This window comes from Candidatus Rokuibacteriota bacterium, assembly GCA_030647435.1.
In the GTDB taxonomy this organism is placed as follows: Bacteria; Methylomirabilota; Methylomirabilia; order Rokubacteriales; family CSP1-6; genus AR37.
Window position 1 is genome coordinate 1 of the sequence record JAUSJX010000021.1, and the last position, 22,445, is coordinate 22,445.

Sequence of the window (22,445 nt, forward strand, 5' to 3'; positions counted from 1 at the left end):
GCGGGGGCGGCGCGCGACCGGGCGGCGGCCACGGCGGACGGCCCGGCGGCGGGCGCCCCGCCGGCCGAGGTCGCTGACGCAATTTCTCCCTCTCCCTCCGGGGAGGGAGAGGGCCGCAGTTCGAGCTAAGCCGCTGCCTAAGCGGGGAGGCGAGGGCTGAGAGGGTGAGGGTGGCGGCAAACTTGATTGAGCTCTCGCTGCCTCGCGCGGAGCGCGCGCTCGCCGCCGTGCTCGGAGGGCCGTGGCGCGACCTCCTGTACGTCCCCGGGCCCGATTTCACATCAGCTCTTGAGCCCGGCCTCTTTCGCAGCGCCTTCGTGGTCGTCCCGGCCGACGGTCCCGCCATCCGCATCTCCTCGAGCGTCATGCCCGCCTTCGGCATCGAGCTGTGCCGCCTCCAGCTCGAGGCGCTGCCGGACTATCGCGCCGAGATGCTCGGCTCTTTCTTCGATCCGGAGCGCCGCGGGCGGATCTTCGTGATGTCGAAGGAGCGCGAGGGCCTGTCCGCGCAGCCGGCCGAGCGGGAGGGCTGGAGCTATGCCGGGCGTTCGCTCGGCGAGCGACTGGGCCGGGTCGAGCGCGTCAGGCTGATCCGAGAGCGCGTGGCGGCGAAGCTCGACGGCCAGGCGGTAGGGTGGACGGCCGATCGCGGGCTGGTCCTCGACATCCCCGGGAGCGAGCCCTGCCTGCTGCTCGCCTCGGCCGAGAGCGCCGAGCAGGCCCTCTTCCTCCCGGTGCCCCGCCTCTATCGTGCGCTTCTGGCTTCGACGACGGCCGCGCCCGGGGCGACGGCACGCGAGCTCCTGGGCTACGGCGAGTGGCCGGAAGACTTCGAGCTGGCGCTCGAGACGCTCGCGCTCAGCAGCCCCGGGCTCTAGCCCAATGCGCTACATCATGCCCTGCCTGCTGCCGTCGCCGATCGGGGACTATCAGCGAGAGCTGGTCGACGTCATCGCAGCACGCTTCGGGCTGACCTTCACCCAGCGACAGGCGATCCCCGCGCACTTCACCCTCAAGTACCACTTCACGACCCCGGAGATCGGGCAGATCGAAACGCTGCTTGACGACTTCGTTCGGAGGCAACGCAGGACGCCCACTATCGTAGGAGGTTTCGGGCACTTCCTCGAAGACGTCATTTTCGTCGAGGTCGAGCTCTCGCCCTCCGCACAGCGTGTCCTCGAGGCGCTGGTTTCAGCCTTGAGGACGCTTCCATGGATGTCCTGGGACCAGTTCGATGCCGAGAACCTGCGCCCCCACATGACGATCGCCGAGCGGTGTCGGCCCCGCTTCCACGAGGTCTGGGAGTTCCTCAAGCCGCGCGAGCGTCGCTTCACGGCGTGGTTCGACAACATCACTATTCTCAAGAAGGTGGGGGCGGCGGACGATATGGACCTGTGGGCCGTCCACAGGAGGTTCGACCTAGGCGACTAAACGGCGGGGGGGGGACTCTCAGGCTGCTGTTAGAACCGGCGGCGGCCGCCGAGGGACTTCTTGCGGAGGCGGAGCGACTTCGGCGTGATCTCGAGGAGCTCGTCCTCGCGGATCCACTCAAGCGACTGCTCGAGGTTCATCAGGTGGGGCGGTGTCAGGCGCACGCCCTCGTCCGAGGTGGACGCCCGCATGTTGGTCAGCTTCTTTTCCTTGGTGATGTTGACGTCGAGGTCGCTATCGCGGTTGTGCTCGCCGACGACCTGTCCCTCGTACACCGATTCCCCCGGCCCGACGAAAAGCACGCCGCGCGGCTGGAGATGATCGATGGCGTACGCGGTCGTCCTGTTCGTGCGATCGGAGACGAGCGCGCCGTTGGCCCGGTGGGGGATGTCGCCCTGCCACTCGGCATAGCCGTCGAAGAGGTGGTTCAGCAGCCCCGTGCCCCGGGTGTCCGTGAGGAACTCGGAGCGGTAGCCGATGAGGCCGCGCGAGGGCAGGCGGTACTCGAGCCGCACGCGCCCGGTGCCGTGATTGACCATCTTGGTCATCTGGCCCTTGCGGGGCCCGAGCTTCTGCGTCACCGCGCCGATGAACTCCTCGGGGATGTCCACCACGAGGTGTTCCATCGGCTCGAGCGTCTGGCCCTTCTCTTCCTTCGTGATGATCTGGGGCTTGCTCACTTCCAGCTCGAAGTCCTCGCGCCGGATCATCTCGATCAGGATGGCGAGCTGCAACTCGCCCCGCCCAGACACCCTGAACGTATCGGGCGAGTCGGTCTCCTCGACGCGGATGCCGACGTTGGTCCGCCGCTCCTTCCAGAGCCGGTCGCGCAGCTGGGTGGACGTGACGAACCTGCCCTCACGCCCGGAGAAGGGCGAGACATTCGACGAAAAGAGCATCGAAACCGTCGGCTCGTCGATGTGCATGACGGGCAGGGCCACGGGGTTCTCGGCGTCGGCCAGGGTCTCGCCGATCTCGACGTTGTCCGTGCCGGCCACCGCCACGAGATCGCCGGCCGAGGCTTCGGCCACCTCGACACGCTTGAGCCCCTCGTAGCCGTAGAGCACCGTGATCTTGGCCGACTCGGTCGAGCCGTCGCGGTGGACCACCGCCACCCGGTCGTACTGGCGGATCGTGCCGCTGACGATCCTGCCGATCACGAGCCGGCCTACATAGTCGTCCCAGTCGAGCGACGTCGCGCGCAGCTGGAGCCCCATCGCGGGGTCGAAGCGCGGCGGCGGGATCGTGTTGACCAGCGTCTCGAAGAGCGGCGCCAGGGTCTTGGAGTCGTCGTCCAGGCTGAGCTTGGCGATGCCCTTGCGGGCGTCCGTGTAGAGGACGGGGAAGTCGAGCTGGTCCTCCACCGCCTCGAGGTCGATGAAGAGGTCGTAGACCTCGTCGAGCACCTGCGCGGCGCGCGCGTCCTGGCGGTCGATCTTGTTGATGACGACCACGGGCGTGAGCCCCGCCTCGAGTGCCTTCTTCAGCACGAAGCGCGTCTGGGGCAGGGGGCCTTCCGCCGCGTCCACCAGCAGCAGCACGCCGTCCACGAGCGTCAGCGTCCGCTCGACCTCGCCGCCGAAGTCGGCATGGCCGGGGGTGTCCACGATGTTGATCTTCATGTCCTTGTAGTGGACGGACGTGTTCTTCGCCATGATGGTGATGCCCTTCTCGCGCTCGAGGTCGATCGAGTCCATGACCCGCTCGGCCACGTGCTCGTTGGCGCGGAAGATGCCCGACTGCCACAGCATGGCGTCCACGAGGGTGGTCTTCCCGTGGTCGACGTGGGCGATGATGGCGACGTTCCTGATATCCTTACGCTCCTGCATGTGCTCACTGTAGCACGGATTTTTCGAATGGCGCAGTGCGTTGACCTTGCCCCGGACTCGACGGCTGGGGCATAATGATTTCCCTATCCCCGCATCCAGGAGGAAATCGCACGTGAGAACCCGACTGCTGCTGCTGACCGCCCTCGTCGTCGCGTTCGGCGCGTCCCGGGCCGTGCCCACGGCCGCGTGGGCCCAGGCCCCCAAACCCGCAGAGACTCTGAAAGGACCCGCGCGCGTGACACAGATGGCCGAGATCGCAATGGAGAAGGGCGGCATCATCAAGATCGAGTTCTTCGCCGATGACGCGCCGAAGACCGTCGAGAACTTTGTCACCCTCGCCAAGAAGGGCTTCTACAACGGGCTGACCTTCCACCGCATCGAGCCCAACTTCGTCGTGCAGGGCGGCGACCCGAAGGGCGACGGCACGGGCGGCCCCGGCTACAAGATCAAGGCCGAGTTCAACAAGAACCTGCACGAGCGCGGCGCCGTCGCCATGGCGCGGAGCAACGACCCCGACTCGGCCGGCAGCCAGTTCTACATCACGCTCGCCCCGGCGCACTTCCTCGACGGCAAGTACACCGTGTTCGGCAAGGTCGTCTCGGGCATGAACATCGTGGACAACATCAAGAAGGGCGACAAGATGAAGTCCGTCACGATCATGGACGCGGCGAAGTAGATCCATGGTGTGGTCGCTGTTGATCGCCGGCGCTGTGACGCTGATCCTGGGCGGCTGCGGCGGGGACATCAAGAAGCCGGCGGCAGTGATCACCATGGAGAAGGGCGGGGAGTTCAGGATCGACTTCTACCAGGCGGACGCGCCCAAGACGGTCGAGAACTTCGTCACGCTCGCCCAGAAGGGCTTCTACGACGGGCTCACCTTCCACCGGGTGCAGCCGGGCGTGCTCGTCCACGGGGGCGATCCCAAGGGCGATGGCAGCGGCGGCCCCGGCTACACCATCAAGGCCGAGTTCAACAAGCAGAAGCATGTGCGGGGCGCGGTCGCCATGGCGCGCCTCCTGACTCCAGACTCGGCCGGCAGCCAGTTCTACATCGTGCTCGCCGGCGCCAACGAGCTGGACGGCCAGTACACGGTGTTCGGTAAGGTCACTTCCGGCATGGACGTCGTCGACAAGATCGCGGTCGGCGACAAAATGAAGACAGTGAAGATCGTGGAGGCCGCGCCATAGCCATGGGTTGGTCACTTCTCATCAAGAACGGCACCGTCATCGACGGGAGCGGCGCCCCGGGCGTGGCCGCCGACGTGGCGCTCGAGGGCGACAGGATCGCCGCCGTCGGATCGAATCTCGCCGGCCAGGCCGAGCGGACCATCGACGCCAAGGGCCTGATGGTCGCTCCGGGCTTCATCGACATCCACTCGCATTCCGACCTCGTCTACGACAAGTGTCCGGGCGCCGAGTCCAAGGTGCGCCAGGGCGTCACGACCGAGGTGGTCGGCATGTGCGGCTTCTCGCCCGGCCCGATCGCGCCGGGCCGCGAAGAGGCGGTGCGCGATTGGATCGGCGGCATCGGAAACAAGCCGCCCATCAGCTGGCACAGCTTCGGCGAGTACCTCGACCACGTCCGCGGCCTCGGCACGTCCGTCAACGTCGTCCAGTTCGTGGGCCACGGTGCGCTTCGCCTGGCGACGGTGGGGGGCGATAACCGGCCGGCGACAGCAGACGAGCAGAAACAGATGGAGCGGCACCTGGCGGAGGCGCTCGACGCCGGCGCCTGGGGCTACTCGACGGGCTTGGTCTACGCGCCGAGCATCTACGGCTCGACGGAGGAGCTGATCGCGCTGGCGAAGAGCATGGCCACGCGCGGCGGGCACTACTTCTCCCACGTTCGCGGCGAGGGGGGCACCCTCGAGAAAGCCTACGAAGAAGCGATCAGGATCGGAGAGGAAGGCGGCGTGCCCGTCCAGATCGCCCACGTCAAGGCCTCGGGGCGGGAGAACTGGGGCAAGATGGAGCGCGCGCTCCGGATGATCTCGGACGCCAGGGCCCGCGGCGTGGACGTGACGGGCGACGTCTATCCCTACCCCGCGGGCAGCACCAAGATGGACAACCTCCTGCCGGCCTGGATGCACGACGGCGGCACGGCGAAGCTCCTCGAGCGCCACGCCGATCCGGCGGCGCGGGAGCGCGCCATCGCCGACTGCCTGATCGGGGGCGAGCGCTGGGGCTCCGGCTCCGGCTCCTACGGCTGGGACGAGGTGATGGTCGCGACCTGCTCGAGGCCCGAGCTCGCGGGCAAGAACCTGGCCGAGCTCGCGCGGCTCACCGGGCGGGAACCTGCGCACGCCATGATGGACCTCGTCCTCTCGGAGCGCGCCGGCGTCAGCATGGTCGGCTTTTCCCAGAGCGAGGAGAACGTCGCGATCGCCAGCGCCGATCCCCACACCATGATCGGCTCGGACTCGCTCTCGCTCCACTCGGGGCCGGGGCCGCATCCCGGCAAACCGCACCCGCGGAGCTACGGGACGTTCCCGCGCGTGCTCGGCGTCTACTGCCGCGAGAAGCGGCTCTTCTCGTGGGAGACGGCGGTGCACAAGATGACCGGCATGCCCGCCGGCAAGCTCGGCCTCAAGAATCGCGGCGTGGTCAAGACCGGCAACGCCGCGGACCTGGCGCTCTTCGATCCCAAGACCGTCCGCGACGAGGCGACCTTTCCCGACCCGCACAGGCACCCCGTAGGCATTCCCTACGTCGTCGTCAACGGGCAGGTCGTGGTGGACGGCCCGCGCTACCACGCCGTCCCCGCCGGGCGCGTCCTGACGCGGTAGCGGGAGTCATGCGCCGGCTGCTCGCCGCCGCCCTGCTGTTGGCGCTTCCCGGCGCGGCATGGGCCCAGTCCTCGACGGTTATCCTGTCCACGACCACGAGCACGCAGGACTCCGGGCTCCTCGACGTGCTCGTGCCCATGTTCGAGAAAAAGACGGGGCTGACCGTCAAGACGATCTCGGTCGGCACGGGGCAGGCGCTGGCGCTGGCGGCGCGCGGCGAGGCCGACGTGACGCTGGCCCATGCCCCCTCCGTCGAGCGGAAGTACGTCGAAGAGGGCAAGCTGCTCAACCGGCGCCTCGTCATGTACAACGACTTCGTCCTCATCGGCCCGCCGGAGGACCCGGCGAAGATCAAGGGCCTGCCGAAGGCGCTCGCCGCCATGAAGAGGATCGCGGAGAGCCGGTCGCGCTTCGTCTCTCGGGGGGACAAGTCGGGCACGCACACGCTCGAGCTCGGGCTCTGGAAGCAGGCCGGCGTCGAGCCCAAGGGCCCCTGGTACATCGAGTCGGGCCAGGGCATGGGGCAGACCCTCGGCATCGCCAATGACCGGCGCGCCTATACGCTGGCCGATCGCGCGACGTGGCTCGCCTTCCAGAAGCGCGTGAGCCTGCCGGTCCTCGTCGAGAAGGACAAGCCGCTGCTCAATATCTATTCGGTCATGGAGGTCAACCCGGCGAACGGGCCGCGGGTGAACGGGGCGGGCGGCAGGGCCTTCGCGGAATTCATCCTGGCGCCCGAGACGCAGGCCGTGATCAGGACGTTCGGCATGGACAAGTTCGGCCAGCCCCTCTTCGTGCCGATCGCCGGTCGGACCGACGCAGACTTCCAGTAGCCAAGGCCGCCCATGGAGCTGATCGGGCAGGGTATTGTCCAGGCGCTGCGGCTCTTGGCGAGCGGCAACGCCGAGGTGTGGCAGATCACATGGCTGTCGCTCGGGATCTCCGCGACGGCCACGCTGCTCTCGCTCGTGGTCGGCATCCCGCTGGGCACGGCTTTGGCGCTCACGCGCTTTCCGGGGCGCGGCCTCGTCGTGAGCCTGATCAATACCGGCATGGGGCTGCCGCCGGTCGTCGTCGGTCTCTTCGTCACAATCGTCCTCTGGCGAAACGGCCTGCTCGGAATGCTCGAGCTGCTCTACACGCCCACGGCCATGGTCCTGGCCCAGCTCGTGATCGCCGCTCCCATCGTCACAGGGCTCACGCTGGCGGCCATCCAGCAGGTGCCCGACAAATTCCGCCTCCAGCTCCTGGCGCTCGGCGCCTCGCGGGCGCAGATGGTGTGGACCTTGTTAAAGGAGGCACGCCTGCCCATGCTGGCGGCGGTCATGGCGGGCTTTGGCGCCGTCATCTCGGAGGTGGGCGCCTCGCTCATGGTCGGCGGCAACATCAAGGGCTCGACGCGCGTGCTGACCACGGCGACCGTGCTCGAGACGAGCAAGGGCAATTTCGACGCGGCCATCGCGCTCTCGCTGATCCTGCTGCTCGTGATGTTCCTGGTGAACTGGGCGTTGACCTGGATCCAGCAGGGCCGCCGCGCCTGAGGGCCTCCGCTATACTGTGGGCCCATGACTCGACGCGGCCTCATCGTCCTCGCTCTCGCGCTTGGTGTCGCGCGCGCGGCGCCGGCCCAGCCCACCGCCGTCCCGGCTCTCGTCGTGTATGCCGCCTCCGACCTCGACATGGCCTTCCGCGAGATCAAGCCGCTCTTCGAGAAGGCGACGGGCGCGCGCGTGACGCTCGTGATCGGCTCGACGGGCAACCTCGCCAAGCAGATCGAGCACGGCGCCCCGGCCGACGTTTTCTTCGCCGCCAACGAGAGTTTCGTCGACGATCTCCGGGCCGCGGGGGCGGTCATTCCCCAGACACGGACGCTCTACGCCCAGGGGCGGATTGTCCTGGCCGTGCCGAAGAAGTCCGTGATCGCGGTGCGTGAGCTCGGCGATCTCCTCAAGCCGGAGGTGCGGCGCGTGGCGATCGCCAACCCGGCGCACGCGCCCTACGGCCGCGCCGCCCAGGAGGCGCTCGAGCGCGCGGGCGTGTGGGAGAAGGTCAAGCCGAAGCTCGTGTATGGCGAGAACATCCGCCACGCGCTCCAGTTCGTCGAGACGGGCGCCGTCGAGGCCGGCATCGTGGCGCTCTCGATCGCCGATGCGCCGGGCATCGCGTACGCGCCGATCGATCCGAAGCTCTACGCGCCGCTCAACCAGGTCGCGGCGGTGGTCAAGCGCAGCCCGCACCCTGACCTGGGCGCGGCTTTCATCCAGTTCGTCAACGGCGCCGAGGGCAGGCCCATCCTGAAGCGCTACGGCTTTCTCCTGCCCGGGGAGTTCTAGGCCGCATGGACTTCTTCCCGCTCTGGCTCTCGCTCAAGGTCTCCGTGACGGCCACCATCCTGACCGTGGCGACGGGGCTGCCGCTGGCGTGGGTGCTCGCGCTCAAGCGTTTCCCCGGCCGCGACCTCGCCGAAGCCGTGGTCGTCCTGCCTCTCGTCCTGCCGCCGACCGTGCTCGGCTACTACCTCCTCGTCCTGATCAGTCGCCAGGGCGCGATCGGTCGCGTCCTCGACGCGGCGGGGATCGAGCTTGCCTTCACGTGGCGGGCGGCGGTGCTCGCGGCGTGGGTGGGATCGAGCGCGCTCTTCATCAAGGCCGCGCAGGCCGGCTTCGAGTCGGTGGACCGGAGGCTCGAGCAGGCGGCGCTCACGCTCGGGCGCTCCCAGTGGAGCGTGTTCTGGTCCATCACGCTTCCGCTCGCTTCGCGCGCTGTCATGGCCGGCACCGTGCTGGCATTCTGCCGGGCGCTAGGCGACTTCGGCATCACGCTGATGGTCGCGGGCAGCATCCCCGGCCAGACGCAGACGACACCGCTGGCCATCTACGACCTCGTCCAGTCGAACCGCATGGCCGAGGCCAATACGCTCTCCCTGATCGCCGTGGCGACGGTGGCGCTCCTCCTGATGGGGATCGGGCGTCTCGCGCGCCTCCGGTTCTGACGTGGCGCTCCTTCTCGAGGTCAGGAAGGCGCTGCCGGGCTTCACGCTCGACGTCGCCTGGGAAGCGGGTGACGAGGTCGTCACGCTCTTCGGCCCCTCGGGTGCGGGCAAGACGCTCACGCTCCAGTGCCTCGCAGGGCTCGTCCGCCCCGATTCGGGCCGCATCGTCGTCAACGGGACGGTGTTCTTCGACGGCGCGCTGGGCGTGGACGTGCCGACGCAGCGCCGCAGGCTCGGCTACGTCTTCCAGGGCTACGCGCTCTTCCCTCATCTCAACGTGCGGGACAACGTCGCCTACGGTCTCCGTCATCTCACCGCGTCTGCGCGCCGCGAGCGCACGCGCGAGGTGCTGGAACGGCTCGGGCTGGCGGATCTGGCCTCACGCCGCCCTCGCGAGCTTTCGGGCGGCCAGCAGCAGCGCGTGGCCCTCGGACGCGCGCTCGCCCCCGACCCGGCGCTCATTCTCCTCGACGAGCCGCTCTCCGCGCTCGACCTGCCGCTGCGCCGGGCGCTGCGCGACGACCTCCGCGCCGTGCTGGCGGAGTGGCGGACCGCGGCCGTCCTCGTGACCCACGACTTCACCGAGGCCTATCGCCTCGGCGACCGCATCGTGGTCTACGAAGCCGGGCGCGTCATCCAGACGGCGCCGCGCGCCGAGCTCCTGTGGCAGCCGGCTTCGGAGCGCGTGGCGGGCATCGTCGGCATCCGCAACGTGCTCCATGGTACTGTCCTCAAGGCCACGCCCGACCGCATCCAGTTCAACTGGCGGGAGCAGCTCCTGGAAGCGGTCAACTCGCCCACGCGCTCCTACCTGCCGGCCCCCGACAGCGCGCTCGCCTTCTTCATCCGGCCGGAGTACGTGCGGCTCATCCGCAAGGACCGCGGCTCGCCAGACCCGGGACATCACATGAATTTGATGCAGGGGCGCGTGGTCGGCGAAGCCGACTTCGGGACGACGTGGACGCTCTACGTCCGGCTCGACGCCCCGGGGGCGCCGGCCCAGGGCGAGTACGACCTCGAGATCGAGGTGCCGCGCCTCGTCTACGAGATTCTCGACATCGCCCGCGATCGCCAGTGGCAGCTCTCCATACACCGCGGCTCCATCCACGTCCTGCCCTCCTCCCCCCTCTCCCCTCTGGGGAGAGGGCCGCAGTTCGAGCTGAGACGTTCACGGCGAGGCGAGGGCTGGGAGGGTGAGGGGGAGCAATGACCCTTGTCGTCGAGCTCTCGGGCATCCGCGTCGTCCACGACGGCCGCGCCGTCCTCGACGTGCCGGATCTCTCCGTGGCGCAGGGAGAGGTGCTCGCGGTCATCGGGCCCAACGGCGCGGGCAAGTCGAGCCTCCTCCGCGTGATCGGCGCCCTCGAGACGCCCGCCGCGGGGACCGTGCGCTTCCAGGGCGAGCCGGTTGTCGCCGAGTCGGCGCTGGCGGTGCGGCGGCGCATGGCGAGCGTCTTCCAGGAGCCGCTCCTCGCCGACACGACGGTCTTCGACAATGTCGCCATGGGCCTGCGCTTCCGCGGCGTCGCGCGCGGGCAGGTCGAGACGCGGGTCGCCCGCTGGCTCGCGCGCTTCGCCATCGCTCCACTGGCGTCGCGCCCGGCGCGCACGCTCTCGGGCGGGGAGGCCCAGCGCGCGGCGCTCGCCCGGGCGCTCGTCGTCGAGCCCGAGCTGCTTCTGCTGGACGAGCCCTTCTCGGCGCTCGACCAGCCGACGCGCGAAGCCCTCATCGGTGACCTCGGCCGCATCCTCCGCGAGGAGCGCATCACCACGGTCCTCGTGACTCACGACCATGAAGAAGCGATGGTGTTAGCCGACCGGGTGGGGGTGCTGATCGACGGGCGGCTGGTTCAGCTCGATGTCACCTCGCGCGTCTTCCGCGCGCCGGCATCGGAGGAGGTCGCGCGCTTCGTCGGCGTGGAGACGATGATCGAGTGCCGCGTGCTCTCCTCGCAGGGCGGGGTTTCGCTCATCGAGGCCGGAGGCCAGAGCATGGAGGTCGCGCAGGCCGCCGTACCCGGCGAGCGGGTGCGCCTCTGTCTCCGGGCCGAGGACGTCACGCTCAAGACGGGCTCGCCGCCCCCCGGCGCGGCGCTCCCCCCCAATCGCCTCAAGGGGACGGTCGCGCGGCTCAGCCCCGTCGGGCTCCATGTGCGCGTCTCCGTTGACTGCGGCTTCCCGCTGACGGCCCTCGTGACGCAGCGTGCCGTCGAGGAATTGGGCCTGGGAGAAGGGGTCAAGGTCACCGTCCAGTTCAAGGCCACGGCACCTCATCTTTTAAAAAGCGGGAAGCCTTGACAGTGAAAAGAGCGCGGGGGTATAAAAAGGCGACACGGCCGCAACCTCACCCGACGAGGAGGTCCACATGGCCGATCCGGAATCGCTGATCGCGCGTTTGTCCGCCGAGAACCCCGAGTTCCGCCAGCTCCAGGAAGAGCACGCCCGACACGAGCAGGAGCTGAAGGAGCTCAACAGTCGCGGGTTCCTCACGGCGGACCAGCAGTGGCGGGTCAGCGAGCTCAAGAAGCTCAAGCTGATGGGCAAGGACCAGATGGAGTCGATGGTCCGTCACGCGCGCGACGCCGCGCACGCCTGACGCGGAGCAGCCGAGCCGGGAACGCCATGCCGCCGTCACGGGAGGCGCCGGGGTTTCGCGGCCTCTCCCACCTGACGCCGTCCGGCGACGCCCGGATGGTGGACGTCTCGCCGAAGAAGGAAACGGCCCGGGAAGCGGTGGCCCGCGTCGTGCTGAAGATGCGCCCCGCCACGCTCAGCGCGATCCGTGCCGGGCAGATGGCCAAGGGTGACGTGCTGGGCGTGGCGCGCACGGCCGGCATCATGGCGGCCAAGCGTACCCCCGATCTGATCCCCCTCTGCCACCCGCTGCGCATCACCGGCTGCGACATCGCCTTCGCCCTCGACCCCAAGCGCTCGACCGTCACCATCGAGGCGCGCGTCCGCACCGTGGACAAGACGGGCGTCGAGATGGAGGCGCTGACCGCCGCGGCCGTCGCCGGGCTCACGGTCTACGACATGGTCAAGGCGGTGGACCGGGGCGTGGTGCTGTCGGGGCTGTGTCTCCTCGAGAAGTCCGGCGGCAAATCCGGTATCTGGCGGCGCCGGAAGCCGTGAAGACCGCGCTCGTCCATTCAGAGGAGTGGCGGCGCTTCGACTACAGCCCCGAGCACCCGCTCCGGATGGAGCGCCTGGGCCTGACGTGGCGGCTCATGGAAGCCTACGGCCTCACGTCGGGGCCGAAGCTCAAGGTGCTGACACCCGAGCCCGCCTCCGTCGAGGCCATCACCCGCTTCCACAGCCGCGAGTACCTCGAGATCCTGCGCGCCGTCAGCGCGGGCGACTCGGTGCCTCACGCCGCGCGCTACGGGCTCGGCGCCGGTGACAACCCGATCTTCCCGGGCCTCTGGGAGGCGGCTCTACTCGTGGCCGGCGGCTCGCTGCTGGCCTCGCGGCTCGTCCTCGACAACGAAGCGACGCGCGCCTTCCACTTCGCGGGCGGGCTCCACCACGCCATGCCCGAGCGCGCCTCGGGCTTCTGCTACGTCAACGACGCGGTGCTGGCCATCATGGAGCTGCGCCGGCGCGACTGGAAGGTCGCCTACGTGGACATCGACGCGCATCACGGAGACGGCGTCCAGTTCGCCTTCTACGCGGACCCGCGCGTGCTGACGATCTCGAGCCACGAGCGCGGCGACCGGCTCTTCCCGGGCACAGGCTTCGTCGAGGAGATGGGTGAGGGCGAGGGGATCGGCTATTCGGTCAACCTGCCGCTCCAGCCCTACACGGACGACGCGGTCTACGAGCCCGCGTTCGAGGCCGTGGTGCCGCCGCTCCTGCGCGCCTTCGAGCCCGACGTGGTTGTGCTCCAGCTCGGTATCGACTCGCACCGGACCGATCCGCTGACCCATCTCGCGTGGACGGTGCAGGGCTTCACGAAGATTGTGTCGCGCCTGCTCGAGCTGTCGCCGCGCGTGGTCGCGCTGGGCGGAGGCGGCTACGACCTGCCGAACGTCGCGCGGGCGTGGACCGCGGCGTGGGCCGCGATGAACGGCGCGGAGGTCCCCGCCGAGATCCCGCGCGCCTGCCAGAAGGAGCTGGCCGCCCATGGTCTGAAGAGCATGCGACTGTGGGACCCGCCGCTCGAGCTGCCCGCCGACACGCGGCAGTGGGCTGAGGAGTACGCCATGCGTCAGGTCAAGGCCATCCGCGAGCACATCTTCCCGCTCCACGGGCTGTAGGCTTTTCAGACTCCGCATGACTCCCAAGCGGATCGATCCTGACATCACGGTCGAGGTGGACGGCCTGGCCTGGACGCGCGTCGAGAGCTTGAGGCGCGCGCGGCCGGACGAGCGCGTCTATGCCGTCATCATCGAAGAGGACGGGATTGGCGAGGTCCGCTTCGGGGACGGGCAGCGCGGCCTGCGGCCGCCGGCGAACTCGACGGTGAAGGTGACCTATAGAACGGGCGGCGGCGTGGTTGGCAGCGTGAGCCGGGTGGTCGAGGACGCGCGTGACGAGCCGCGCTTCTGGATGATGGCGAAGGACGACGCGGGCGCCGTGGGATGGCAGACCGTGGAGCGGGCACGGGGGCGGAGTGCGCTGTCCGCGCTCGCCTGTGCCCTCGGCATGGCCCTGGCCATCGCCGCCATGCTCGGGCTGTCCCGTCACGACCGCGATGAGCCCTGAACGGCCTCTGGCAGTTTTCTAAAAGACGAAGACCCCTTTCCCCGTTGTCTGAGTGTCGAAGAGCTTGTAGGCCTGGTCGGCCTCGTCCAGCCTGAAGCGGTGGGTCAGGAGTTTCTTGAGCGGCACCTTCTTGTCCACGATGAAGCGCGCGCACTCGGCCTGCCCCATCGCGCTGAAGGTCCACGAGGCGTGGATGGTCAGCTGGCGGCGCAGCAGGTGCTGGCTGATGTCGAAGGTCGCGGTGCCGCCCTCACCGACAAGGGCGACGCGCCCCCAGGTGCCGGCGCTCCTGACGGCGGCCACGCGCGCCTCGGCGACCCCCGTGCAGTCCATCGTCGTCTCGGCGCCCTCGCCGTGAGTCAGGTCGTGGATGGCGGCGACCGGGTCGCTTTCCTTCGAATTGACCACCGCGTCGGCGCCGAACTCCTTGGCGAGCTTGAGCCGCTCGGCGGAGACGTCCACGGCGATGACGCGCGCGCCCATGGCGTGCCCCAGCATCGTCGCGGAGAGCCCGACAGGACCCTGGCCGAACACCGCGAGCGTGTCGCGTCCCGAGGCGTCGATGCGCTTGAGCGCGCCATAGGCCGTGCCGGTGCCGCAGGAGACGGCCGCGCCTTCCTCGAAAGACAGCTCGTCGGGCAGCGGAACCATGGTGAACGCGGGCGCCTTCATGAACGGCGCGTGGCCGCCGTGCCCCGTCATGCCGTAGACGGTAATGCCGCCCCGACAGAGCTGGGACCAGCCGACGCGGCAGTGCTTGCAGCGTCCGCAGCCCTTGTAGTGGTGATTCATCACCCGCGCGCCGACGGGCGCGAAGCCGGCCGGCACGCCGGCGCCGACGGCCGCCACCACGCCGCAGGGCTCGTGGCCCGCGATGACGGGCCCGCCGCTGCCCAGCCCCAACGCGGCCGCGGCATTGCCGGCTGCGCGGTAGGGGTGCAGGTCGCTGCCGCACATGCCCGACGCCTTGATGGCGAGGACGACCTCGCCCGGCCCCGGGGTGGGATCGGGGAATTCCTGGATCTCCAGCTTCCGCTCTCCGAGAAAGACGACGCCGCGCATGATGAGTGAGTCCTCCTTTGGACATCCGATGGCTGCCAGGAGCCGTAGCGTATCATCTGAAGGGCGCCTCCGGAGGCACCGCGCGCCGGCCAGGCGGGACAAGAGCCGCTGAGAGAGGGGGTTTCCATGGAGACAGCGATACGGCTCACGCTGTGGGTCCACGTCCTGGCGGGCGCGGTGGCGCTCGTCGTCGCGCCGATCGCGCTGATGACCCTCAAGGGCGGCCCGACTCACCGGAGATGGGGCAAGGTCTACTTCTGGGCGATGGCGGTGGTCGCGGCGACGGCCATCGTGGTCGGCTTCTGGAGATCGATCCTGTTCTTGGTGCTGACGGCGGTGTTCAGCTTCTACGCGGCGCTTTCCGGCTACCGCGTGCTCTATCGCAAGCGCCCCGATCTCGGCCAGCGTCCTTCGGCGCTCGACTGGGCCGCCGCCGGGATCACGCTCGCGGCGAGCGCGACACTGGTGATACTCGGCATCGCCAAGCCGACGCCCAGATTCCAGGAGCTCTCCACGGTCGCCATCGCCTTCGGCTTCGTCGGGCTCTCCATCGCCGGCTTCGACGTCCTGCGATTTGTCCGTCCGCCGGCCGACAAGCGGGCGTGGTGGTACAAGCACATGGCCAACATGATCGGGTCCTACATCGCGGCCGTCACGGCCTTCTCGGTGGTGAACTTCCACAGCCTACCGTCGACGGTGCGCTGGCTCTGGCCGACCATGGTGGGCACGCCCCTCATCGCGATCTGGATCACCTACTACAAGCGCCGCTTCAGCGCCCCCAAGGCCGGGGCGGCGGCGCCGGCGGTTTAACGCGCGGGGTTGCCGACGCGGAGCAGCTCGAAGATGCGCGCGGGCGTGAGAGGCACGCGCGTGACGCGGACGCCGCGGTCCCAGAGCGCGTCCTCGACGGCGTTGCCGATGGCGGCGGCGGGGGAGACCACGCCGCTCTCGCCCACGCCCTTGATGCCGAGCTCGTTGACCGGCGACGGAAAGTCGAGGTGGTGGATCTCGAGCGGCGGCATGATCGAAGCGCGCGGCATCGGGTAATCCATGAAGGTGCCGGTCAGGAGTTGGCCCGCTTCGTCATAGATCAGCTCCTCGCCGAGCGCCGTGCCGACGCCCTGGGCCAGCCCGCCGTGGATCTGCCCCTCGACGATCATCGGGTTGATGGGCCGGCCGCAGTCGTGCGCCGCGACGTACTTGAGGAAGCGGAGCGCGCACGACTCGACGTCCACCTCGAGCGCGACGGCGTGGACGCCGAAGGCCCAGGCGACGGTGCCCGGGTAGTGGAAGGCGCAGGCGTTGAGCCCGGGGCCGCCCGCATCCGCGAGCGCGCGGCTCCGCACCGCGGCCTTCGCCACAGCGGCCAGCGGCAGGCTCTTGCTCGGCACTCCCGCCACCATGATCCGCCCCTGCTCGAGCACGACGTCCTCGGGAGCGCATTCGAAGATGCTCGCGGCGACGATCCTGGCCTTGCGGGCGGTCTCGTGCGCGGCGCGAGAGACGGCGGGACCGGCGACGGCCGCCACGCGGCTCGCGATTGTGCCCATGCCGTAGCCGACGAGCTGAGTGTCGCCGCCGCGGATCACCACCTGCTCGAGCGGCACCGAGAGGACATCGGCGCAGATCTGCGCCAAGGTAGTCTCGTGGGCCTGGCCCTGGGAGGACACGCCGATGTCGACGAAGACGGTGCCGCCCGGGTCCACGCGGACATTGGCGCCCTCGAAGGGCCCGATGCCGGTGCCCTCGATGTAGGCGGAGATCCCGAGCCCGATGGGGTGTGACGTCCCGCGGCGCCCGGCCTGCTCGGCGCGCCAGCCCGCGTAGCCGAGCTTCTCGAGCGTGAGGTCGAACATCTTCACGTAGTCCGCCGGGTCGTAGGCGATGGGCACGCCGTCGCGGTACGTCAACCCCGTCCGCCACGGCATCTCCCCGAGGCGCACGAGGTTCTTCCGCCTGAGATCGGCCGGGTCCATGCCGATCTGCCGCGCGGCGCGGTCGAGGAGGCGGTCCAGGACGAAGTTGGCCTCGGGGCGCCCCGCGCCGCGATACGCGGCGGCGAAGGTCTTGTGGGTCACGACATTGCGCCCCACGCCGTGGAAGTTGGGGACGCGGTAAGGGCCGACCAGGTGATTGATGGTGTTGTAGGTGATGGCCTCGCCGAGCGTCGTATGAGCGCCGTGGTCCCGAGTAAACTCCGTTTCTAGTGCCACGATGGCGCCGTCCCTCGTGACGCCGAGCCGTGCCTTGTGCGCCTGGTCGCGATCGGCCGCCGCCGTCATGAAATGCTCGTGCCGCGTCTCGATCCACTTGACCGGGCGCCCGAGGTGCCGCGCGACCGCAGGCACCAGGATGTCCTCGGGATAGACGTGGCCCTTGACCCCGAAGCCGCCGCCGACTTCAGGAGCGATCACGCGCACATGTTCCTCGGCCATGCCGAGCACGCCCGCGATGGCGCTCCGCACCGCGAAAGGCACCTGGGTCGAGAGCCAGACCGTGAGCAGACCTGCCGCGGGATCGTGTGAGGCCAATACCGCGCGCGGCTCGATCGGCATACCCGCGACCCGCGGGTAGTAGAGCTGCATCTCGACCACGGCGTCGGCCCTGGCGAAGCCGTCGGCGACGCTGCCCGTCCCGGATTCGGACACTCCCGCCAGGTTGCCCGGCCAGCTCTCGTGGACTCTCGGCGCCCCCGGGGCGAGCGCCGCCTCGACGGTGGCCGCCGCCGGCAGCGGTTCGTATTCCACGCGGACGCGCTCGACGGCGTCGGCTGCGATGTACGCGGTGTCCGCGACGACGACGGCCACGGCTTCGCCCGCATGCGTGACCCGCTCGGCCGCCAGCACGGGATGGTGATAGGGGTGGAACTCCGGCGCGGGGACGAGCGGCGGGACGGAACCTCCGAGGGCTGGCAGCTCGGCCCGCGTCAGCACCGCGGCGACGCCGGGGATCCGCGCGGCATCCGAGCCGTCGATCTTGGCGATGCGCGCGTGAGCGTGGGGGCTCCGCACGACGGCGAGCCAGAGCATGCCGGGCAGCGCGAAGTCATCGGTGTAGCGGCCGGCGCCGCGCAGGAGCCGGTCGTCTTCCTTGCGCCGGACGGAGGTGCCGACCAGCTCGCCGACCAGTTTCTTGCCGGGGTTGGGGTCCAGGCGTCCGCTCAGGCGCGGGTCGGCCGGAGATGCGCGTCGCGCTGCTTCGCGAGCTCGGGGTCGGCGTAGCCCATGAGTCCCGGCTGGGCGGCGCCCAGCATCACTTGTAGATACGCGCCCTCGAGGCCCACGTTCTCGAAGCCGTGGACGACGTCGGCCGGGCAGGAGATGCAGTCCCACTTGCCGAGCACGGTCTCGGCGCGGCCGCCCTTGCCGTCCTCGAGGAAGACCTTGACCTTGCCCTCGAGGATGAAGAAGGCCTCCTCGATGGGATGCGTGTGGGGCGCGTTTCCCTGTCCGGGCGGCACGTACATGATGGACAGCGTGAAGTGCTCGGCGGGGATCGCCCTGGCGTCGCCCTTGCCCGAGGCGCCGGCGCCGATTAGCCTGTGCTGGGCGCGGCGGAAGCCCTCGACGCGCGCGTCCGCGAAGGCGTCCCAGTCTGCTACGCGGTCCGTGAAGCGCGCAACGCGGCGCTCTAGCAGCTCGTGGATCTCCATGGCCTCCTCCGGTGCTGGTGGTGCCCGTCCCGGCAACGATCGCCGCGTGACAGTCGTACCACAGCCACTGTCAGAAGTCGACGGGGCTCACAGCCCCTCGAGCACCTCGACGAGTGACAGCGGCCCGGCTTCTTCCATCTCGTATCGCGCGCGGGTCACCGGATGACGCAGCGTGAGACCGCGGCGCAGGTCCATGGGCGTGCCGAGGAGCACGGTGTCGCACGGCACGGCGTTGATGGTCGCCTCGAGGTCGGCGCGCTGCGCGGCGTCATAGCCCATGGCGGGCAGCACGGGGCCGAGCGCGGGATAGCCTGCGAAGATCTCCCGGATGCTGCCGCGGGCCCAGGGCCTCGGATCCACGAGCGTGGCGCCGAGTGCGAGCGCCGCGAGCGCCGCGGCGCCCAGGCTCATGCCGCCGTGGGTGAGGGTCGGGCCGTCCTCGACCGCGAGTACGCGGCGGCCTCTGACGGCCTCGGGGTCCTCGATGCGGATGGGCATGCGGGCGTCCACGATGCGCGCGGCTGGGTTGATCTCTCGGATGGCCGCGCGGGTGCGCTCCACGGCCTGCGGCCCGGCCGTGTCCTCCTTCACGATCACCGCGACGTGCGCCATGCGGAGGTTGGCCTCGCCCGGGTGATAGCGCGACTCGTGACCCGGCCTGAGCGGATCCACGAGGCAGAGATGGACCGTGGGAGCGAAGAAGGGCAGGTCGTTGTTGCCGCCGTCCCAGACGATGACGTCCGCCTCCGCCGCAGCCCGCTCGAGGATCTCCGCGTAGTCCACGCCCGCCCACACGACGCTGCCGGCCTCGAGGTGCGGCTCGTACTCCTCGCGCTCCTCGATCGTGACCTGCGCGCGGTCGAGATCGGCGGCGGCGGCGAACCGCTGGACGCGCTCGGCCAGGAGGTCGCCGTATGGCATGGGATGGCGCACGACGGCCACGCGCCGGCCGCGCTTGCCCAGGATGCGCGCCACACGCCGGCTGACGGCGCTCTTGCCGCAGCCGGTGCGCACGGCGCAGACGGCGACCACCGGCTTGGGCGAGCGCAGCATGGTTCGCTTGGGCCCGAGCAGAGCGAAGTCGGCGCCGGCTGCCAGTGTCCGGCTGGCGAGATGCATCACCTGCTCGTGGCTGACGTCGCTGTAGGCGAAGACCACCTGGTCAACGCCGCGCTCGCGGATCATCCGTTCGAGATCCTCCTCGGGCTCGATAGGGATGCCGTGCGGATAGCGCGGGCCCGCGAGCCCCGGCGGGTACCGGCGCCCCGCGATGCCGGGGATCTGCGTCGCCGTGAACGCCACGACCTCCACGCGCGCGTCGTCGCGATAGACCGCGTTGAAGTTGTGGAAGTCGCGGCCGGCCGCTCCGAGGATCACGACGCGGGTTGGCGTGCTTGTCATCTCAAGCGCATGATCCACCGGGACAGTCGATTTTTCAATGTGTTAGAGTTACGCCATGCGCGGGCTCCTCATCACCGTTGAGGGCGTGGAAGGCTCGGGCAAGACCACTCATTGCAAGCGCTTGGGGCAGTGGCTCAGCGCCCGCGGGCTCGAGGTGGTCCTGACCAGCGAGCCCGACGGCACGCCGCTCGGCTCGGCCATGCGTGGTCTCTTCGAGACGGACGGCGTGGCGCCGACGCCCCTGACGCAGACGTTCCTCTTCATGGCGGCGCGCCAGCAGCACGTCGCCCAGGTCATCCGCCCGGCGCTCGCGCGCGGGGCCGTCGTCGTCTCCGACCGCTACGCCGACGCAACGCTCGCCTACCAGGGATTCGGCGGCGGCATGGAGCTCGAGACCATCCGGGATCTCAACGCGCTCGCCACGGGCGGCGTCATGCCGGACCTGACGATTCTCCTCGACCTCGACCCCGCGGAAGGCATCAGGCGGATCAGCGACCGCCCGCTCGACGCCTTCGAGAAGATGGACCCGGCCTTTCACCGCCGCGTGCGCGAGGGCTATCTCGAGATCGCGCGCGCCGAGAAGAACCGGGTCGTCGTGCTCAGCGCCGCGCAGCCCAACGACGCGCTCCACGCCGCGGTCGTCCGCGCGGTCGAAGGATTGCTGCTGAAGCAGGAGGCGGGCCGTGGCGCTTGACGCGATCGAGGGCCAGGCCGAGGCGGTGGAGCTCCTCCGCCGCGCCGTCGAGGGAGGCCGCGTCGCGCACGCTTGGGCCTTCATCGGCCCGCACGGCGCCGGGCGCAGGACGACGGCGCTGGCTTTCGCCAGGGCGCTGGTGGCGCCATCGGGCGGCGCCGCCGCCTCGCGGGTGGACCGCGGTCTCCACCCCGACGTCCACCTCCTCGGCCCTACGCCGCCCGCGAGCAACCCCAAGGGCACGCCCGCCATCCGCGTCGAGAACATCCGCGAGCTGGAGCGGCTGGCGTCGCTCAAGCCCGCCGAGGCGCCGTGGAAGGTCTTCATCGTGGACGAGGCGGAGACCATGACGGGGGCGGCGCCCCAGGCCTTCCTGAAGACACTCGAGGAGCCGCCGGCGCGCACCGTGATCATCCTGGTCTTGAGCCAGGCCCGCGCGCTGCCGGCAACGGTCCTCTCGCGCTGCCAGATCGTCCGCTTCCGTCCCCGCGCCGCCGAGGGCGCCGTCGCGCTCCTGCCCAGCGGCGCCGGCGAGGACCGGGAGCGCGCGCTCGGATGGCTCGCGCAGGCGCAGACGGGCGGCGTCGAGGCCGTCCTCCGGATCGGTGAGGCCGTCGGCCGCGACCGCGAGGCGGCGTTGGCCGCGGTCGAGACCTGCTGGTTGTGGTACCGGGATCTTCTGTGCGCGCACGGCGGCGCCGATGCCCGTTTCGCGGTGTTTGGCGATGCAGTGCGAGCCGCAGGACGTCGTGGGGCGGGGGCCCCACCGTCCGAGGCGAACGAAATCCAGGAGCGAGCCGCAGGACGTCGTGGGGCGGGGGCCCCACCGTCCGAGGCGAACGAAATCCAGAGACCGGATGGATCGGGGCGCTCGCTGGACGAAGTCGTGGCGGGTCTTTCCGCCTGCCGTGAAGCGTGGCAGGCTATCCAAGGAAGCGTCTCACCTCGGCTCACGGTCGAGGTGCTGCTGAGCCGCCTGACGAAGGCGGCATAGGGGCGGTCATGAGCGAGACCACTGATACTCTGGCGGCGGTGGAGCCCGAGGCGCAGCTGCCGTATCTCATCGGCGTGCGGCTGCGCGTTCCGCTCCAGGCCGAGGACCACGTGACGGATCAAGAGGACCTGGCCGTCGGCGATTTCGTCGTCGTGGAGACGGGCCAGGGCACCGCCGTGGGCCAGATCAGGCGGCCCAAGCGCCCGCTGCCGGAGTTCAAGCGGGGCCGGCTCTACCGACAGGTGATGCGCCGCGCGACGGACGCGGAAGTGGCCGAGTGGCGCGAGCGCCGCGAGCGCGAGCTCCAGCACGCCGAGACGTGCCGCAAGCGCGCCCGGGGGCGGGGACTCAGGCTCAAGGTCGTGGACGTCGAGATCGATCCGACGCACCGCCGCGTCACCGTCCTCTTCAACGCCGAGGACCGCGTGGACTTCCGGGACCTCGTGCGCGATCTCGCCCACGAATTTCACGCGCGCATCGAGATGCGGCAGATCGGCGCGCGCGACACGACCAAGCTCATGGACGGCATCGGCCCGTGCGGCCGGCAGCTCTGCTGCACGTCGTATCTCAAGAAGTTCGACCCGATCTCGGTCAAGATGGCCAAGGCTCAGGACATGCCGCTCACGGACAGCCGGCTCCTCGGCAACTGCGGCCGGCTCAAGTGCTGCCTGCTCTACGAGTTCTCCACCTACGACCAGCTGCGTAAGCACCTGCCCAAGGTCGGCTCGGCCTGCCAGGCCGACTGCGGCGGGCAGGGGTGCATGACGGGTAAGGTGCGCTCCCTGCGCGTGCTCAAGCAGACCGTGGTGGTGGGCTTCCAGGATGGCACCGAGGCCGAGGTTCCGCTCGAGGCTCTGACGTGGGAAGGCCGCCCGCACGTCCAACCACTCTGAGAGGTCAC

24 protein-coding genes are annotated in these 22,445 nt (G+C 69.8%); 19 read left to right on the top strand and 5 right to left on the bottom strand.

Going from position 1 to position 22,445, the window contains the following annotated elements; all coding sequences use genetic code 11:
• The first annotated feature begins 182 nt into the window (after nucleotides 1–182).
• Both Q7W02_03800 and Q7W02_03805 read left to right on the top strand, forming a co-directional pair.
• Entirely contained in the window at nucleotides 183–878 is a 696-nt protein-coding gene (locus tag Q7W02_03800) for a hypothetical protein (GenBank protein ID MDO8475314.1), read from the top strand.
• Nucleotides 879–882: 4 nt separating this feature from the next.
• Nucleotides 883–1,431, top strand: a complete 549-nt coding sequence (locus tag Q7W02_03805; protein MDO8475315.1) for a 2'-5' RNA ligase family protein — start codon at nucleotides 883–885, stop codon at nucleotides 1,429–1,431.
• Nucleotides 1,432–1,460: 29 nt separating this feature from the next.
• Here the strand turns inward: Q7W02_03805 and typA are convergent, their stop codons facing one another.
• Nucleotides 1,461–3,260: a translational GTPase TypA gene (gene typA, locus Q7W02_03810; GenBank protein ID MDO8475316.1), complete on the bottom strand. Its 1,800-nt coding sequence runs from the start codon at nucleotides 3,258–3,260 to the stop codon at nucleotides 1,461–1,463.
• Nucleotides 3,261–3,372: 112 nt separating this feature from the next.
• Here typA and Q7W02_03815 point away from each other — a divergent pair, with 112 nt between their 5' ends.
• The 13 genes from Q7W02_03815 to Q7W02_03875 all read left to right on the top strand — a co-directional run bounded on the left by Q7W02_03815 (nucleotide 3,373) and on the right by Q7W02_03875 (nucleotide 13,741).
• Entirely contained in the window at nucleotides 3,373–3,936 is a 564-nt protein-coding gene (locus Q7W02_03815; protein ID MDO8475317.1) for a peptidylprolyl isomerase, read from the top strand.
• 4 nt (nucleotides 3,937–3,940) lie between these two features.
• On the top strand, nucleotides 3,941–4,447 hold the full coding sequence (locus tag Q7W02_03820) for a peptidylprolyl isomerase (GenBank protein MDO8475318.1): 507 nt from the start codon (nucleotides 3,941–3,943) through the stop codon (nucleotides 4,445–4,447).
• A 2-nt stretch (nucleotides 4,448–4,449) separates the two neighbouring features.
• Entirely contained in the window at nucleotides 4,450–6,045 is a 1,596-nt protein-coding gene (locus Q7W02_03825; GenBank protein ID MDO8475319.1) for a D-aminoacylase, read from the top strand.
• Nucleotides 6,046–6,053: 8 nt separating this feature from the next.
• A complete protein-coding gene (locus Q7W02_03830) occupies nucleotides 6,054–6,878 on the top strand; it encodes a substrate-binding domain-containing protein (GenBank protein ID MDO8475320.1) in 825 nt (274 codons plus the stop codon).
• Between the two features lie 12 nt (nucleotides 6,879–6,890).
• Complete coding sequence (locus Q7W02_03835) at nucleotides 6,891–7,586, top strand: ABC transporter permease (GenBank protein ID MDO8475321.1); 696 nt, start codon at nucleotides 6,891–6,893, stop codon at nucleotides 7,584–7,586.
• 24 nt (nucleotides 7,587–7,610) lie between these two features.
• Nucleotides 7,611–8,378 (top strand): molybdate ABC transporter substrate-binding protein, encoded by a 768-nt coding sequence (modA, locus tag Q7W02_03840; GenBank protein MDO8475322.1) that lies wholly within the window; start codon nucleotides 7,611–7,613, stop codon nucleotides 8,376–8,378.
• Between the two features lie 5 nt (nucleotides 8,379–8,383).
• The gene (gene modB, locus Q7W02_03845) at nucleotides 8,384–9,037 is read left to right on the top strand and encodes a molybdate ABC transporter permease subunit (protein ID MDO8475323.1); all 654 of its coding nucleotides are present in this window, start codon (nucleotides 8,384–8,386) and stop codon (nucleotides 9,035–9,037) included.
• Nucleotide 9,038: 1 nt separating this feature from the next.
• Nucleotides 9,039–10,247 (top strand): ABC transporter ATP-binding protein, encoded by a 1,209-nt coding sequence (locus tag Q7W02_03850; protein MDO8475324.1) that lies wholly within the window; start codon nucleotides 9,039–9,041, stop codon nucleotides 10,245–10,247.
• Nucleotides 10,244–11,335, top strand: coding sequence for an ABC transporter ATP-binding protein (locus Q7W02_03855; protein ID MDO8475325.1), 1,092 nt, complete (start codon nucleotides 10,244–10,246; stop codon nucleotides 11,333–11,335). Before Q7W02_03850 ends, Q7W02_03855 begins: the two co-directional genes overlap by 4 nt.
• A gap of 67 nt (nucleotides 11,336–11,402) precedes the next feature.
• On the top strand, nucleotides 11,403–11,633 hold the full coding sequence (locus tag Q7W02_03860) for a YdcH family protein (GenBank protein MDO8475326.1): 231 nt from the start codon (nucleotides 11,403–11,405) through the stop codon (nucleotides 11,631–11,633).
• 26 nt (nucleotides 11,634–11,659) lie between these two features.
• Nucleotides 11,660–12,169, top strand: coding sequence for a cyclic pyranopterin monophosphate synthase MoaC (gene moaC, locus Q7W02_03865; protein ID MDO8475327.1), 510 nt, complete (start codon nucleotides 11,660–11,662; stop codon nucleotides 12,167–12,169).
• Entirely contained in the window at nucleotides 12,166–13,293 is a 1,128-nt protein-coding gene (locus Q7W02_03870) for an acetoin utilization protein AcuC (GenBank protein ID MDO8475328.1), read from the top strand. Before moaC ends, Q7W02_03870 begins: the two co-directional genes overlap by 4 nt.
• A 16-nt stretch (nucleotides 13,294–13,309) precedes the next feature.
• Entirely contained in the window at nucleotides 13,310–13,741 is a 432-nt protein-coding gene (locus tag Q7W02_03875; protein ID MDO8475329.1) for a hypothetical protein, read from the top strand.
• An 18-nt stretch (nucleotides 13,742–13,759) separates the two neighbouring features.
• Here the strand turns inward: Q7W02_03875 and Q7W02_03880 are convergent, their stop codons facing one another.
• Nucleotides 13,760–14,803 carry a zinc-binding dehydrogenase gene (locus Q7W02_03880; GenBank protein MDO8475330.1) on the bottom strand — a complete coding sequence of 348 codons (1,044 nt, stop codon included), beginning with the start codon at nucleotides 14,801–14,803 and terminating at the stop codon, nucleotides 13,760–13,762.
• A 126-nt stretch (nucleotides 14,804–14,929) separates the two neighbouring features.
• Between Q7W02_03880 and Q7W02_03885 the strand changes: the two genes are divergently transcribed.
• A complete protein-coding gene (locus Q7W02_03885) occupies nucleotides 14,930–15,613 on the top strand; it encodes a DUF2306 domain-containing protein (GenBank protein MDO8475331.1) in 684 nt (227 codons plus the stop codon).
• Here the strand turns inward: Q7W02_03885 and Q7W02_03890 are convergent.
• The 3 genes from Q7W02_03890 to Q7W02_03900 all read right to left on the bottom strand — a co-directional run bounded on the left by Q7W02_03890 (nucleotide 15,610) and on the right by Q7W02_03900 (nucleotide 19,856).
• The gene (locus Q7W02_03890) at nucleotides 15,610–17,967 is read right to left on the bottom strand and encodes a xanthine dehydrogenase family protein molybdopterin-binding subunit (protein MDO8475332.1); all 2,358 of its coding nucleotides are present in this window, start codon (nucleotides 17,965–17,967) and stop codon (nucleotides 15,610–15,612) included. The two genes, Q7W02_03885 and Q7W02_03890, sit on opposite strands and share 4 nt — an antisense overlap.
• Nucleotides 17,964–18,455, bottom strand: a complete 492-nt coding sequence (locus Q7W02_03895; GenBank protein ID MDO8475333.1) for a cupin domain-containing protein — start codon at nucleotides 18,453–18,455, stop codon at nucleotides 17,964–17,966. Before Q7W02_03895 ends, Q7W02_03890 begins: the two co-directional genes overlap by 4 nt.
• Before the next feature lie 87 nt (nucleotides 18,456–18,542).
• Entirely contained in the window at nucleotides 18,543–19,856 is a 1,314-nt protein-coding gene (locus Q7W02_03900) for a cyclic 2,3-diphosphoglycerate synthase (protein ID MDO8475334.1), read from the bottom strand.
• A gap of 55 nt (nucleotides 19,857–19,911) precedes the next feature.
• On the opposite strand from Q7W02_03900, the gene tmk reads away from it, so the two are divergent.
• From tmk to ricT, 3 genes are read left to right on the top strand one after another with little or no spacing between them, the layout of a single operon-like run.
• Nucleotides 19,912–20,550 carry a dTMP kinase gene (gene tmk, locus Q7W02_03905; GenBank protein MDO8475335.1) on the top strand — a complete coding sequence of 213 codons (639 nt, stop codon included), beginning with the start codon at nucleotides 19,912–19,914 and terminating at the stop codon, nucleotides 20,548–20,550.
• Complete coding sequence (locus Q7W02_03910) at nucleotides 20,540–21,544, top strand: DNA polymerase III subunit (protein ID MDO8475336.1); 1,005 nt, start codon at nucleotides 20,540–20,542, stop codon at nucleotides 21,542–21,544. Before tmk ends, Q7W02_03910 begins: the two co-directional genes overlap by 11 nt.
• Before the next feature lie 8 nt (nucleotides 21,545–21,552).
• Nucleotides 21,553–22,437: a regulatory iron-sulfur-containing complex subunit RicT gene (gene ricT, locus Q7W02_03915; GenBank protein MDO8475337.1), complete on the top strand. Its 885-nt coding sequence runs from the start codon at nucleotides 21,553–21,555 to the stop codon at nucleotides 22,435–22,437.
• Nucleotides 22,438–22,445: the final 8 nt, after the last annotated feature.

Bases quoted from the DNA above. Each gene is read 5' to 3' on its own strand.
- Q7W02_03880 (MDO8475330.1), bottom strand. From the start codon at position 14,803: ATGCGCGGCGTCGTCTTTCTCGGAGAGCGGAAGCTGGAGATCCAGGAA.
- Q7W02_03805 (MDO8475315.1), top strand. From the start codon at position 883: ATGCGCTACATCATGCCCTGCCTGCTGCCGTCGCCGATCGGGGACTAT.
- Q7W02_03830 (MDO8475320.1), top strand. From the start codon at position 6,054: ATGCGCCGGCTGCTCGCCGCCGCCCTGCTGTTGGCGCTTCCCGGCGCG.
- modB (MDO8475323.1), top strand. From the start codon at position 8,384: ATGGACTTCTTCCCGCTCTGGCTCTCGCTCAAGGTCTCCGTGACGGCC.
- ricT (MDO8475337.1), top strand. From the start codon at position 21,553: ATGAGCGAGACCACTGATACTCTGGCGGCGGTGGAGCCCGAGGCGCAG.
- Q7W02_03820 (MDO8475318.1), top strand. From the start codon at position 3,941: ATGGTGTGGTCGCTGTTGATCGCCGGCGCTGTGACGCTGATCCTGGGC.
- Q7W02_03835 (MDO8475321.1), top strand. From the start codon at position 6,891: ATGGAGCTGATCGGGCAGGGTATTGTCCAGGCGCTGCGGCTCTTGGCG.
- Q7W02_03885 (MDO8475331.1), top strand. From the start codon at position 14,930: ATGGAGACAGCGATACGGCTCACGCTGTGGGTCCACGTCCTGGCGGGC.
- Q7W02_03895 (MDO8475333.1), bottom strand. From the start codon at position 18,455: ATGGAGATCCACGAGCTGCTAGAGCGCCGCGTTGCGCGCTTCACGGAC.
- Q7W02_03900 (MDO8475334.1), bottom strand. From the start codon at position 19,856: ATGACAAGCACGCCAACCCGCGTCGTGATCCTCGGAGCGGCCGGCCGC.
- tmk (MDO8475335.1), top strand. From the start codon at position 19,912: ATGCGCGGGCTCCTCATCACCGTTGAGGGCGTGGAAGGCTCGGGCAAG.
- moaC (MDO8475327.1), top strand. From the start codon at position 11,660: ATGCCGCCGTCACGGGAGGCGCCGGGGTTTCGCGGCCTCTCCCACCTG.
- Q7W02_03860 (MDO8475326.1), top strand. From the start codon at position 11,403: ATGGCCGATCCGGAATCGCTGATCGCGCGTTTGTCCGCCGAGAACCCC.
- modA (MDO8475322.1), top strand. From the start codon at position 7,611: ATGACTCGACGCGGCCTCATCGTCCTCGCTCTCGCGCTTGGTGTCGCG.
- typA (MDO8475316.1), bottom strand. From the start codon at position 3,260: ATGCAGGAGCGTAAGGATATCAGGAACGTCGCCATCATCGCCCACGTC.
- Q7W02_03855 (MDO8475325.1), top strand. From the start codon at position 10,244: ATGACCCTTGTCGTCGAGCTCTCGGGCATCCGCGTCGTCCACGACGGC.
- Q7W02_03825 (MDO8475319.1), top strand. From the start codon at position 4,450: ATGGGTTGGTCACTTCTCATCAAGAACGGCACCGTCATCGACGGGAGC.
- Q7W02_03875 (MDO8475329.1), top strand. From the start codon at position 13,310: ATGACTCCCAAGCGGATCGATCCTGACATCACGGTCGAGGTGGACGGC.